Origin of the sequence: Streptomyces sp. NBC_00568, from assembly GCF_026341855.1 — a bacterium.
Taxonomy (GTDB): Bacteria; Actinomycetota; Actinomycetes; order Streptomycetales; family Streptomycetaceae; genus Streptomyces.
In genome coordinates this window covers 3,151,448-3,164,456 of the sequence record NZ_JAPENW010000001.1, presented here as the reverse complement: position 1 = coordinate 3,164,456, position 13,009 = coordinate 3,151,448, and the positions used below count along the sequence as shown (strand labels likewise).

The following is a 13,009-nucleotide window of genomic DNA, read 5'->3' as shown; positions in this document are numbered from 1 at the left end:
GGCTCTCCGGGCAGGACCGGACCGGACCCGGCTGGACCGGTCCGGCTCGCGCCTCGGGCCGGACCCGTTCGACTCGGTCCGGCCCGGACCCGCCCCGGTCACGTCCGACCTGGCCCTTCGGCCTCGTACGGCCCCCGGTGCACACCGGAGCGCTCACATCTGGGACATTTTTCTATGCGCAAGAAGACGTACGCGGTGGCCGCCCTGTTCGCCGCCGCCGCTCTGACCCTCTCCGCCTGCGGCAGTGGCGACGACAGCAACAAGCCGGTCGCCGACGTGTCCGCCGAGGCCGGCTCCGGCAAGGCCGCGACGGTCCTCGACAAGCCCTTCGAGAAGCCGGACCTCGTGCTCACCGACACGACCGGCGAGAAGTACGACCTGCGCGCGCAGACCAAGGGCCGGCCGACGCTCGTCTACTTCGGCTACACCCACTGCCCCGACGTCTGCCCGTTGACGATGAACAACCTCGCGGTCGCCAAGAAGCAGCTGCCGAAGGCCGAGCAGGACAAGCTGCGCGTCGTCTTCGTCACCACCGACCCGGACCGCGACACCCCCGCTGCTCTCGGCAAGTGGCTCAAGGGCATCGACTCCGACTTCATCGGCCTGACCGGCGACTTCGACACGATCCAGGCCGGCGCCCGCACCCTGGGCATCTCCATCGAGCCGACCTCGAAGGACAAGGACGGCAAGGTCGTCTCCGTGCACGGCACGCAGGTCATCGCCTTCTCGCCGAAGACCGACGGCGGCTATGTGCTGTACGGCGAGGACGCCACCGTCGACGACTACACCAAGGACCTTCCCAAGATCGCCGAGGGGAAGACCCCGTGAGGCACCGTCCAGGCCGTCCCGCCGGGCTCCTCGCCGTCGGCGCGCTGGTCCTGGCCGCCGCCGGGACGCTGGCGGGCTGCGCCTCGGACGACGGCGGCTCCCCGGGCTCCTCGTCGTCCTCTTCCTCGTCCTCTGCGGCCGGACCCGAACTCGAGGTCACCGGCGCCTACATGCCCGCCCCGAGCATGGACACCATGGCGGCGGGCTTCTTCACCGTCACCAACTCCGGCGGCACCGACACACTGACCTCGGTCACCAGCGACCTCTCGGACGACGTGACGCTGCACTCCACCAAGGACGGCGCGATGCAGGAGGAGAAGTCCTTCACCGTGCCCGCCGAGGGCACCCTGGACTTCGCGAGCGGCGGCAACCACCTCATGTTCGCAAAGCTCACCCACAAGCCCCGGCAGGGCGAGAAGGTGTCCGTGGAACTGCACTTCGCCAAGTCCGGCACGGTGAGGATCTCCATGCCGGTGAAGTCCGCGACGTACAACCCGAAGACCGGGCACTGAGGGAGGCATCACCGTGACACTGACCGTCGCCTCCCGCTTCCGGACCCTCCTGCTGCTGTTCCTCGCCGTCACCGGCGCGCTCCTGGCCGGCGCCGCGCCCGCCTCCGCGCACGCCGCGCTGACCGGGAGCGACCCGAAGCAGGGATCGGTGGTCGACAAGGCACCCACCCAGATCTCGCTCACCTTCTCCGAGCAGGTCTCGCTCGGCGACGGCGCGCTCCGCGTGCTCGACCCCAAGGGCAAGCGGGTCGACGCCGGCGGCGCGAGCAACCTGGGCGGCACCACGTACGGCGTGAAGCTGCACGCGGGGCTGCCCGACGGCACGTTCACCGTCACCTACCAAGTGGTGTCGGCGGACAGCCATCCCGTCTCCGGCGCCTTCACCTTCTCCATCGGCGCCCCCTCGCAGACCTCCGTCGCCCTGTCCGACCAGGCGGTGGGCGGGGGCGTCGTGGGCTTCCTCTACGGAGCCGCGCGCTACTTCTCGTACGCCGGATTCATCCTGCTCGTCGGCGGCGCCGCCTTCGTGCTGGCCTGCTGGCAGCGGGGTTCCGGTGTCCGGCCGGTGCAGCGGCTCGTGGTCTCCGGATGGCTCACACTGACCGCCTCCACGCTCGCTCTGCTGCTCCTGCGCGGTTCGTACGTCGGTTCCGGCAAGGTCGGCGACATCTTCGACCTGACGCTGCTCGGTCAGGTGCTGCAGACCAAGTCGGGCGCGGCACTGGTGTCCCGGCTGCTGCTGCTCGCCGCGGCGGCGCTGTTCATCGCTGTGCTCTTCGGCGCGTACGCCAAGCGGGACGAGGACGAACGGGCGGCGGCCGAGTCCACCTCCGGGAACACCGCCGTCGCGACGGCGACCGGTGCGAAGGCGACCGTCGCGGCGACGGCCGCCGGCGCGAAGGCGGCCACCACCGCGAAGACCGCGGGCGTGGAGTCGGCCGAGGCCTTGACCACGGCATCGGGCGAGGCCTCGGACGGCGGGCCCGACGGCGCCCCCGACGCCGACGATCTGGCCGCGGAGAAGAAGGACCTCACCTTCGGACTCGCCATCGGTGGCGCGGTCGTCGCGGCCGGCCTCGCCGCGACCTGGGCGATGGCCGAGCACGCCTCGACCGGCGTCCAGGCGGGCATCGCGATGCCCGTCGACGTCCTGCATCTCCTGGCGGTCGCCGTCTGGCTCGGCGGCCTGTCGACGCTGCTGGTCGCCCTGTTCCGGGCGCCGGCGGAAGCGCAGATCGAGGCGGCGGCCGTGCGCCGGTTCTCCCGCCTCGCGTTCGGCGGTGTCCTCGTCCTGGTCGCGACCGGGATCTACCAGTCGTGGCGGCAGGTCGGCTCCTGGTCGGCGCTCACCGACACGACGTACGGGCAGCTGCTGCTCGTGAAGATCGGCCTGGTGGCACTCCTCGTGGGCATCGCGTGGATCTCACGGCGCTGGACGGCCCAGCTGGCTCAGGCACCGGCCCCCGAGGCCGTGGCGGCAGCCCTGGTGGAGCAGCGCTCGGCGCGCAGGACGCCCGCCACCGTCCCCGCCGACTCCCGGCGCGCCGCACAGCTCGCCCGGCAGCAGGCCGCCGTGGCCTCCGCGCGCGACAAGCGGGTCCGCGACGCCGACCCGCACCGCTCGGGTCTGCGCCGCTCGGTGCTGGCGGAGGCCGGGGTCGCGGTCGTCCTGCTCGCGGTCACGACCGCGCTGACGGCCACCGAGCCGGGGCGTACGGAGGAGGCGGCCCAGCAGGCCACGGCGTCCGCCTCGCAGCGGTCCGGGCCGCTGTCGCTGAAGATCCCGTTCGACACCGGTGGCGAGGACGGCAAGGGCACGGTGGAGGTCACCCTCGACCCGGCCCGTGTCGGCGGCAACGAGATGCATGTCTTCGTGGTCCGGCCGAACGGCAAGGCCTTCGACGTCCCCGAGGTGAAGGTCGCCTTCACGCTCGTCTCGAAGGACGTCGGCCCGCTGCCCGTGACTCCCGACCGGATCGCCACCGGACACTGGACGGCGAGCGGGGTGCAGATCCCCATGGCGGGTGACTGGAAGATCGCGGTGACCGTGCGCACCTCGGACATCGACCAGGCCACCGTGAACAAGAACGCGCAGATCGGCTGAACCTGACCATGGCTGACCAGTCCACCCCCGGGACCTCCTCCGCCCACGAGACCCCCTCCCCCGAGGCGTCCCCCGACGTCACGTCTTCGAACGCCCCGAAGGGGGTCATGTCGCGGCGCCGGCTGCTCGGCACGGCGGGCGCCACCGGGCTCGCCCTCGGAGCGGCGGGGGCGGCCGTGGGGTACACGGCGGCGCCCTCGGCCGAGAAGGCCACCCCGCTGGCCTCGGTCGGCACGGACGCGGTGATGTTTCACGGGAAACATCAGCCCGGCATCACCACCGCGCTCCAGGCGCGCGGCCACCTCGTCGCCTTCGACCTGGCGGCCGGCTCGGGCCGCAGGGAGGCCGCCGCACTGCTGCGCCGCTGGTCGGAGACGGCCCGGCGGCTGATGACGGGCGAGGCCGCGGCCCACGAGGACACGGATGTCGCACGGGACGCCGGACCGTCGTCCCTGACGGTCACCTTCGGCTTCGGACACAGCTTCTTCGCGCGTACCGGCCTGGAGAAGCGGCGTCCGGTCGCCCTCGACCCGTTGCCCGACTTCTCCTCCGACCATCTCGACAAGGCCCGCAGCAACGGCGACCTGTGGGTGCAGATCGGCGCGAACGACGCCCTCGTCGCCTTCCACGCCCTGCGGGCGATCCAGAAGGACGCGGGCAGCGCGGCCCGTGTGCGCTGGCAGATGAACGGTTTCAACCGCTCGCCCGGCGCCACCGCCGAGCCGATGACCGCGCGCAACCTGATGGGCCAGATCGACGGCACCCGCAATCCGAAGCCGTCCGAGCCCGACTTCGACGGGCGGGTCTTCGTGCCCGCCTCCGGCGACCCGGAATGGATGGCGAACGGTTCGTACGCCGTCGTCCGCCGCATCCGGATGCTGCTCGACGACTGGGAGAAGCTCTCGGGCAAGGCGCAGGAGGACGTCATCGGGCGGAGGAAATCCACCGGGGCGCCGTTGAGCGGCGGCACCGAGACCACCGCGATGGACCTGGACAGGACCGACGCCGACGGCAACCTGGTCGTCCCCATCAACGCGCACGCCCGGATCACCCGGCCCGACCAGAACGGCGGCGCCGCGATGCTGCGCCGCCCCTTCTCCTTCCACGACGGCATCGACTCCGACGGGGTGCCCGACGCCGGCCTGCTCTTCGTGTGCTGGCAGGCCGATCCGGTGCGCGGCTTCGTCCCGGTCCAGCGCAAACTCGACCGCGGCGACGCGCTCTCGACGTTCATCCGCCACGAGTCGAGCGGACTGTTCGCGGTTCCGGGCGGCGCGGCGGAGGGGGAGTACGTGGGACAGCGGTTGCTGGAGGGCTAGGGCACCCGCGCCGGCGGGCGGGCGCCGCGTGGGGCAGAGCCCATTAGGGTGACGGTATGTCGGCGACGCGCTACACCTATCTCGGCCCCGAGGGAACGTTCACCGAGGCCGCCCTCCGCACGCTTCCCGAGGCCGCGACGCGGGAGCTGGTGCCCATGGTGTCCGTCCCGGCCGCGCTCGACGCGGTGCGCGGCGGCCAGGCCGCGGGCGCGCTCGTCCCGATCGAGAACTCCGTCGAGGGCGGTGTCACCGCCACGCTCGACGAGCTCGCCAAGGGCGACCAGCTGATGATCTACCGCGAGGTCGTGCTGCCGATCGCCTTCGCCCTGCTGGTCAGGCCCGGCACGGCGTTGAAGGACGTCAAGACGGTCACCGGACACCCGGTCGCCCAGCCCCAGGTCCGCAACTGGCTGGCCGCGCACCTGCCGGACGCCCTGTGGGAGTCGGCGGCGTCGAACGCGGACGGCGCCCGGCTGGTCCAGGAGGGCCGCTTCGACGCGGCCTTCGCGGGTGAGTTCGCCGCGGCGACGTACGGTCTCGAGCCCCTGGTGACCGAGATCCACGACGCGGCGAACGCCGAGACCCGCTTCGTGCTGGTCGGCCGCCCGGCCCGGCCGGCCGCACCGACCGGCGCCGACAAGACGTCCGTGGTCATCTGGCTCGGCGACGACCACCCCGGCGCACTGCTCGAACTGCTGCAGGAGTTCGCCGTGCGCGGCGTCAACCTGATGCGCATCGAGTCCCGCCCGACCGGCCAGGGCATCGGCAATTACTGCTTCTCGGTGGACGCCGAGGGTCATATCACCGACCGCCGGGTGGGCGAGGCCCTGATGGGTCTCAAGCGGATCTGCCCCCAGGTGCGCTTCCTCGGTTCCTATCCGCGGGCGGGTGTCGGCCTGGAGGATGTGCGGCCGCTGCGGCCCGGGACGTCGGACGACGCGTTCTCCGCCGCGTCGGACTGGCTGGCGCGCTGCGCGGACGGCCGGTTCTGAGCGGCGGGTCCACACCCGTCCGAGCGTTTCCCCACGGTCCTACCTGCTGATTTTCGTCATCCACAGATGTTATCCACAGGTGTGCTTCTCGACCTGGGGACAAGTCGACAACGAAGCACTACATCATCGACAAATCGGCTACTGGACCCAAGTCCTTCCACACCCTCGTACGTCACCCTTCGTCTACCCTTTTCCATTGATCAACCCTATGGAGCGAATCATTTACACCCGAAAGTGGGTGTACGGAGGGTTTGAACCGGGAATTCCTCAGCCGCCGAAGGGTACTCGGAATGATCAATTCCGACATCCACAGATCTTCCACACAGCCTGTGGATAACTATCCGAGGAGGCGGATTCCTGTGGACAACCCGGTTCGCAAGTCCCGTCCCCCGCAAGGAAATCCAGTCAACCGGCGAGGCGCGGCCTGCCCCGTTTCAGGGAGTAGGACCCTTTTCCTTGACGTCGATCGGTGATCAAGGGATTCAGTCCGGCATTTCACTCATACCGTGACAGCCCTCACGCTCCGGAATATCGAGTCGTTGGCCGGAAGCCCGCACCGGTAGCCTTGAGGGGTGATTGACCTTCGCCTGCTCCGTGAGGACCCCGACCGTGTTCGCGCCTCCCAGCGCGCCCGTGGAGAGGACGTCGCGCTCGTCGACTCCCTCCTCTCCGCCGACGAGCGGCGCAGGTCGTCCGGCGTCCGCTTCGACGAGCTGCGCTCCGAACAGAAGGCGCTCGGCAAGCTGATCCCCAAGGCCTCCCCGGACGAGCGCGCCGAACTGCTGAAGAAGGCCGAGCAGCTCAAGACCGACGTCAAGGCCGCCGACGCCGAACAGAACGAGGCGGACGAGGAGGCCAGGCGGCTCCTCCTCCAGCTCGGCAACCTGGTGCACCCCGACGTCCCGGTCGGCGGCGAAGAGGACTTCGTCGTCCTGGAGACGCACGGCACCATCCGCGACTTCGGCGCCGAGGGCTTCGAGCCCAAGGACCACCTGGAGCTCGGCGAGGCGCTGGGCGCCATCGACGTCGAGCGCGGCGCCAAGGTGTCCGGCTCGCGTTTCTACTACCTGACGGGCGTCGGCGCGCTCCTGGAGCTCGCCCTCGTCAACGCGGCGATCGCGCAGGCCACCGAGGCCGGCTTCACGCCGATGCTGACCCCCGCGCTGGTCCGCCCGCGCGCCATGGAGGGCACCGGCTTCCTCGGCCAGGCCGCGGAGAACGTGTACCACCTGGAGAAGGACGACTACTACCTGGTCGGCACCTCCGAGGTACCCCTCGCGGCGTACCACATGGACGAGATCCTGGACGCCGACAAGCTGCCGATGCGCTACGCCGGTTTCTCGCCGTGCTTCCGCCGCGAGGCAGGCACCTACGGCAAGGACACCCGCGGCATCTTCCGCGTGCACCAGTTCGACAAGGTCGAGATGTTCTCGTACGTCGACCCCGCGGACGCCGAGAACGAGCACAAGCGGCTCCTCGAGTGGGAGAAGCAGTGGCTGACCGGCCTCGAACTGCCCTTCCAGGTGATCGACGTGGCGAGCGGCGACCTGGGCTCCTCGGCCTCCCGCAAGTTCGACTGCGAAGCGTGGATCCCGACCCAGGGCAAGTACCGCGAGCTGACCTCGGCCTCCAACTGTGACGGCTTCCAGGCCCGCCGCCTGTCCGTCCGTATGCGCGACGGCAAGAAGGTCCAGCCGCTCGCCACACTGAACGGCACGCTGTGCGCCGTCCCGCGCACCATCGTCGCGATCCTGGAGAACCACCAGCTCGCCGACGGTTCGGTACGCGTTCCCGAGGTGCTGCGGCCCTACCTGGGCGGCCGTGAGGTTCTGGAGCCGATCTCCAAGTGACCGGCAACTCTGGGTCGACCGGATCGTCCGGGGCCACCGGGCCGGGGGAGTTCCCGTACAAGCTCGTCGCGACCGATCTCGACGGGACGCTGCTGCGTCCCGACGAGACGGTCTCGGCCCGTACGCGTGAGGCGCTCGCCGCCGTGACGGCGACGGGCGCGGCCCACATCGTCGTCACCGGGCGCGCGGTGCCCTGGACGCGGCACATCCTCGACGACCTCGGCTACCAGGGCCTCGCGGTCTGCGGTCAGGGCGCGCAGGTCTACGACGCGGGGGAGCACCGGCTGCTCACCTCGGTGACGCTGGACCGGCAGCTGGCCGGTCTCGCGCTCGCCAAGATCGAGGCGGAGGTCGGCCCGCTGCTGCTGGCAGCGAGCCGGGACGGGCTCGAAGGCGAGGTGCTGGTCGGCCCCGGTTACCGCAGGCTGGACGGCGCGCTGCCGGTCGTCCCGATCAAGGACGCGGCGGACCTCTGGTCGGCCCCTCTGAACAAGGTGTACGTCCAGCACCCGACGCTCTCCGACGACGAGCTCGCGGCCGTGGCCGTGGAGGTCGCGGGCGGACTGGTCGGTGTGACGATGGCGGGCGCGGGGATAGTGGAACTCCTCCCCCTCGGCCTCTCCAAGGCGACGGGACTGTCCCTGGCGGCCCGGCGCCTCGGCATCAAGGCGGCGGACACCATCGCCTTCGGCGACATGCCGAACGACCTCCCGATGTTCGCCTGGGCGGCACACGGGGTGGCCATGGCCAACGCCCACGACGACCTCAAGGCGATCGCGGACGAGGTGACGTCCTCGAACGAGGAGGACGGCATCGCGGTGGTGCTGGAACGGTTGCTGGCGCAGTCGTAGCGGTCGCCGTGGCGGCAGCGGCGGCTGGTGGCCGCCGCCGGGCAGGAACCGGACCGAGCCGTCGGCCGGCTGGTCGCGTGCGAGCGTCTTGCGGAGGATGCGCGGATCGAACGCGCGCGGGGTTTCACCCCCGACCACGGCTTAGCAAGCCGGTGCCTTTCCACTCGGCCAATCCTCCGGGTGGGCGGCCCGCGCGTGACGCGCGCTCGAAGCGGCCGCCCCGGGCAGCTCCCCGTGCGAGCGGGTTCGGCGGAGGGGTAACTACTCCGGAACCCGCCGCGGGCTGCCCTGTCGGGAGCTCGACGTACTGCTCCTGATGAACATCGTCGCGCTCCTCTCCCAGAACGTGGCGCCGGCTCGATCCGGCGGGGTGGACACAACCACTGTGCCCGTACGCCGACTTGGGCGCCACTGATTAAAGGCCGCCCCCGTGGGCCCTCACTTGCGGCGCCATCTGCGCCGACGCCCCTTGCTGAAGAACCACCCAGCGGGCGGCTCGTCCGAGCGCCAGGGCTGTGGATCGGGGCCTCCCTCGCGCCAACGGGCGGCGAGCATGCGCGCGCGGGCCGACGGCTCGGCCGTCTCCGCGGACCGTATGAAGTTCTCGTCCAGGACGAGCTCGTCCCACTGCTCCCCGGCCGTGTCCCCGGACCTGGCCCCTGACGCGTCCCCGGCCTCTTCGCGGCCGTCACCCCGTGGTTCCTCGGATGCCATCCCCGTTCCTCCTGGCCGTGCGTCCCCGTTCGGCCAGTGTGCCCGGACAGGGATGAAGCCGCTGTCAAGAAAAAGGGGCTCTTCGCGCGCGTGCCCGGTGAGCGGCGCCGCGCGCGAAGAGCCCTCGCTCACTCCTCGCCGGCCAGCTTCAGCGACCGCAGCCGCTGCCCGGCGTACCAGGTGGCGAGGACGGTGACCAGGATCAGCAGAACCGTCGCGGTCGGCAGGCCCACGTCCGAGGTGACGAGGTCCCCGCCGGTCACCTTGTGGCCCACGGCGAGCGCCCACTGCTGGACGCTGAGCGTGCGCGCGCCGGACACCAGTGACCCGAACAGGGCCTCCCAGACGAGCGCGTAGACGAGTCCGAAGACCACCGCGTGCCGGGTCACGGTCCCGAGGAGCAGGAACATCGCGGCGTAGGCGATCGAGGCGACCAGGGCGGCCACGGTGTAGGCGACGGCGATCTGCTGGCCGTTGCCGTTGAGGATCATGCCCGCGATGAAGGTCGGCACCGCCGAGAACGCCATGGTGACGGCGATCGCGACGATCAGCTTGGTGAAGATGATCGTGGGCCGCTTCAGGGGCTTGGCCAGCAGATACACCACCGAGCCGTCGTCGATCTCGGGCCCGATCGCTCCCGTACCGGCGATGACACCGATGATCGGCACCATGGTGGCGAGCGCGAACCCGCCGAGCAGGTCCGAGGCCACCTGGTCGTCCGCTCCGGAGAAGCTCCGGACGGCCACGGAGATGACGATGAGCAGGACGGGCAGGATGCCGAGGATGAGGGCCCGGCGGCGGCCGAGCAGGCCCCGATAGGTGAGCCGGGCGACTGTGGGGTCGTACATCTTCGGCCTCCTACGCCGCGACAAGATACGAGAAGACGGATTCCAGGGACTCGTCGGACGGCGACACCGTCAGCAGCCGGATGCCGTGCTCACGCGCGACCTTCGGCAGCAGGACGGTGAACCGGCCGAAGTCGACTGCCTGGATGCGCAGCGCGCCCTCGGCGAGGTCGACCTCGATGCCGGACGTCGACGGGTCGGCGATCAGCGCGGCGGCCAGGGCCCGGTCGTCGCTGGAGCGGACCAGGTAGCGGTGCGGGCGGTCGGTCATCAGCCGGCGGATGCGCCGGAAGTCGCCGCTCGCCGCGTGCCGTCCGGCGACGATCACCTCGATGTGGGCGGCCAGTTGCTCCACCTCTTCGAGGATGTGGGACGAGAACAGCACGGTGCGGCCCTCGTCGCCCATGCGGCGCAGCAGATCCATGAGCTGCATACGCTGGCGCGGGTCCATGCCGTTGAACGGTTCGTCGAGCAGCAGCAGCGACGGGTCGTGGACCAGCGCGGACGCCATCTTCACGCGCTGCCGCATGCCCTTGGAGTACGTGGAGATCTTGCGGTCCTGCGCGTACTCCATCTCGACCGTGGCGAGGGCCCGTTGGGCGGACCTCGCGCCGAGGCCGTGCAACTCCGCGTTGGCGACGACGAATTCGCGCCCGGTGAGGAAGTCGTACATCGCCTCGCGCTCGGGGACGATGCCGATGTGCCGGTAGATGTCCTCGTTGCGCCAGGTCGGCCGGCCGTCGAGGGTGACGGTGCCCGTCGAGGGGGCGAGGAAGCCGCCCATCATGTTGATGAGGGTGGACTTGCCGGCGCCGTTCGGGCCGAGCAGGCCGGTGACGCCGGGGCCGATCGTCATCGTGATGTCGTTGACCGCCACCACGTTGCCGAACCAGCGCGAGACGTGGTCGATGTTGAGCGTGGTCACAGCCCGACCTTTCGGTAGCGGCGCATCAGGAGGCCGTAGCAGCCCGCGATGAGACCCAGGACGACGATGAGGTAGACGACGCCCTGCCCGGACGAGGGGCCCACCTCTCCGGGGAAGGCGGAGGAGGCGCCGAGGAAGGCCGTCTGCACTCCGTCGATGAGCGTGATCGGCGAGAAGAGCCCGAGCCACGGGACGGCGTCGCCGCTGGACTGCTCGAACGCGATGGCCTGGACGGTGGAGACCGCTCCGTAGGAGATGGTCAGGGCGGCGATGACGGCCGCGATGCCGAAGCCGCGGCGCGGGGTGACCGCCGAGATGACCAGGCCGATGCCCGCGAAGAGCAGCGAGAGCAGTGCCACGGAGACCAGCCCCTGCCCGAAGCCCTTCGTCTGGTCGGCGAAGTCGAGCTTGGCCAGGAGCGCCCCCACGTAGAGCACGATCAGCGGGGCGGCCGTGAGGATGAACAGCGCCGAGGTCAGCGCCGCGTACTTGGCCCGCACGTAGTCGCTGGTCTCTATGGGGCGCGAGAAGTACAGCGGCACGGTCTTGAAGCGCAGGTCGCGGGAGACCGCCTGGGGGCCCTGCGAGGCGACGTACAGGCCGATGACGGCCTGCATGATCACCGCGTAGCGCGTGTAGTCGACGGGCAGGTCCTTCGCCTTGGTGGCGACCGCCACGGCCACCATGATCAGTGCGGGGACGCACATCACCACGAAGAGCAGCATCGGCAGGACCTTGGACTTGACCGAGCGGCCGAGGCCGTAGGAGCCGCGCAGGGACTGCGAGTAGAGAGAACGGCGGGCGTAGGCGCGGCCGAGGCGCGGGCCGTCGTAGTTGCGGTAGCCGATGTTGTGGATACGGGACTGCTCACCGCGCTGGGTGAGGGGCTGCTCAACCGCCATGGCCGACCGCCTCCTTCCGCTGCTCGTCGCCGGTGCGCGGATCGGTGCTCGCCGCGCGCTCGTCCTTCGTGCGCTGCTCGTCGCTGTCCTTGAAGACCTCGGCGATGTGGTGCCTGCGCTGCTCCATGCGCACCAGCCCCAGACCGAGGTCGGAGACCACGTCGCGGACGAGGTCGTAGGTGTCCTCGCTCTCGGTGGTCAGCAGCAGGATGTGTCCGGCGCCCGGCAGGCCGCTGCCGTCGTGGGTCTCGATACCGCGCGCGTGGAGCACCTCGCGCACCGCGGCCGTGCCGTCCGGGTGCTCGTCGGTGTCGGTGACCTCGATGGCCAGGGTCGTGGTGGTCTGGGTGAAGTCCGTGGTGGAGCTGGAGCGGAGCAGTTTGCCGCCGTCGACGACGACGACGTGGTCGCAGGTGCGCTCCAGTTCGCCCAGGAGGTGCGAGGTGACCAGGACCGAGATGCCGAAGTCCGTGTGGATGCGGCGGATCAGTCCGAGCATGTCGTCGCGGCCGACCGGGTCCAGGCCGTTGGTCGGTTCGTCCAGGAAGACCAGCCGGGGGTCGTGGACGAGGGCCTGCGCGAGTTTGACGCGCTGCTTCATGCCCGTCGAGTAGCCGCCGATGGGGCGGTAGCGCTCCTCGTACAGGCCGACATGGCGCAGGGTGTCCGCGGTGCGCTCGCGGGCCGCGGCCGGCGGCAGCCCGGACATCCGCGCCATGTGGACGACGAACTCGGTGGCCGAGACGTCGGGCGGCAGGCAGTCGTGCTCGGGCATGTACCCCACCCGCTCGCGGATGGCGCCGCCCTCGGTGGCGACGTCGAGGCCGAGCACGGTCGCGCGGCCCTCGGTGGCGGGGGACAGACCCAGCAGGATCTTGATCAGTGTGGACTTGCCGGCTCCATTGGCTCCGACGAGTCCGGTCACACCGGGCCCGACGTCCACGGAGAGCCGGTCAAGCGCGGTCACCCGGGGGAACCGCTTGCTCAGGCTTTCGGTCGCGATCACAGTCACGATTCGAAGGTAGTGGCGCACACCACAGGGGTCGTCAACCCACGGAGGTGGATCCGCGTCAGCCTCGAGTCGTACGGGCCCGTAGGGGTCCCCCTCAGGTACACCGGCCGGGAGACCTCCCGGTCCGACCGGTTGTCCACAGGTTGCCCACGGAC

Annotated in this window: 12 protein-coding genes and 1 tRNA gene; 7 read left to right on the top strand and 6 right to left on the bottom strand. The window is 70.6% G+C overall.

The window, feature by feature from the left end; all coding sequences use genetic code 11:
* Nucleotides 1–174 precede the first annotated feature (174 nt).
* The 7 genes from OOK38_RS13730 to OOK38_RS13700 all read left to right on the top strand — a co-directional run bounded on the left by OOK38_RS13730 (nucleotide 175) and on the right by OOK38_RS13700 (nucleotide 8,456).
* A complete protein-coding gene (locus tag OOK38_RS13730; protein ID WP_266760484.1) occupies nucleotides 175–828 on the top strand; it encodes an SCO family protein in 654 nt (217 codons plus the stop codon).
* Nucleotides 825–1,340 (top strand): copper chaperone PCu(A)C, encoded by a 516-nt coding sequence (locus tag OOK38_RS13725; RefSeq protein ID WP_266760485.1) that lies wholly within the window; start codon nucleotides 825–827, stop codon nucleotides 1,338–1,340. The genes OOK38_RS13730 and OOK38_RS13725 overlap by 4 nt, the downstream gene beginning before the upstream one ends.
* A gap of 13 nt (nucleotides 1,341–1,353) precedes the next feature.
* The gene (locus OOK38_RS13720) at nucleotides 1,354–3,444 is read left to right on the top strand and encodes a copper resistance CopC/CopD family protein (RefSeq protein WP_266760487.1); all 2,091 of its coding nucleotides are present in this window, start codon (nucleotides 1,354–1,356) and stop codon (nucleotides 3,442–3,444) included.
* 8 nt (nucleotides 3,445–3,452) lie between these two features.
* Nucleotides 3,453–4,763 carry an iron uptake transporter deferrochelatase/peroxidase subunit gene (efeB, locus tag OOK38_RS13715; RefSeq protein ID WP_266760489.1) on the top strand — a complete coding sequence of 437 codons (1,311 nt, stop codon included), beginning with the start codon at nucleotides 3,453–3,455 and terminating at the stop codon, nucleotides 4,761–4,763.
* A gap of 56 nt (nucleotides 4,764–4,819) precedes the next feature.
* Nucleotides 4,820–5,755, top strand: a complete 936-nt coding sequence (gene pheA, locus OOK38_RS13710; protein ID WP_266760490.1) for a prephenate dehydratase — start codon at nucleotides 4,820–4,822, stop codon at nucleotides 5,753–5,755.
* A 572-nt stretch (nucleotides 5,756–6,327) separates the two neighbouring features.
* Nucleotides 6,328–7,605, top strand: coding sequence for a serine--tRNA ligase (serS, locus tag OOK38_RS13705; RefSeq protein ID WP_266760493.1), 1,278 nt, complete (start codon nucleotides 6,328–6,330; stop codon nucleotides 7,603–7,605).
* Nucleotides 7,602–8,456: an HAD family hydrolase gene (locus OOK38_RS13700; protein ID WP_266848431.1), complete on the top strand. Its 855-nt coding sequence runs from the start codon at nucleotides 7,602–7,604 to the stop codon at nucleotides 8,454–8,456. Before serS ends, OOK38_RS13700 begins: the two co-directional genes overlap by 4 nt.
* A 91-nt stretch (nucleotides 8,457–8,547) precedes the next feature.
* Here OOK38_RS13700 and OOK38_RS13695 read toward each other — a convergent pair.
* From OOK38_RS13695 to OOK38_RS13670, 6 genes are all read right to left on the bottom strand, one after another.
* Nucleotides 8,548–8,634 (bottom strand) — tRNA-Ser (locus OOK38_RS13695).
* A gap of 260 nt (nucleotides 8,635–8,894) precedes the next feature.
* On the bottom strand, nucleotides 8,895–9,170 hold the full coding sequence (locus tag OOK38_RS13690) for a hypothetical protein (RefSeq protein ID WP_266760497.1): 276 nt from the start codon (nucleotides 9,168–9,170) through the stop codon (nucleotides 8,895–8,897).
* A 128-nt stretch (nucleotides 9,171–9,298) separates the two neighbouring features.
* The gene (locus OOK38_RS13685) at nucleotides 9,299–10,018 is read right to left on the bottom strand and encodes an ABC transporter permease (protein ID WP_266760498.1); all 720 of its coding nucleotides are present in this window, start codon (nucleotides 10,016–10,018) and stop codon (nucleotides 9,299–9,301) included.
* A 10-nt stretch (nucleotides 10,019–10,028) separates the two neighbouring features.
* Nucleotides 10,029–10,940, bottom strand: coding sequence for an ABC transporter ATP-binding protein (locus tag OOK38_RS13680; protein WP_266760499.1), 912 nt, complete (start codon nucleotides 10,938–10,940; stop codon nucleotides 10,029–10,031).
* Nucleotides 10,937–11,842, bottom strand: a complete 906-nt coding sequence (locus OOK38_RS13675) for an ABC transporter permease subunit (RefSeq protein WP_266760501.1) — start codon at nucleotides 11,840–11,842, stop codon at nucleotides 10,937–10,939. Before OOK38_RS13675 ends, OOK38_RS13680 begins: the two co-directional genes overlap by 4 nt.
* Nucleotides 11,832–12,848, bottom strand: a complete 1,017-nt coding sequence (locus OOK38_RS13670; protein WP_266765764.1) for an ABC transporter ATP-binding protein — start codon at nucleotides 12,846–12,848, stop codon at nucleotides 11,832–11,834. Before OOK38_RS13670 ends, OOK38_RS13675 begins: the two co-directional genes overlap by 11 nt.
* Nucleotides 12,849–13,009 lie beyond the last annotated feature (161 nt).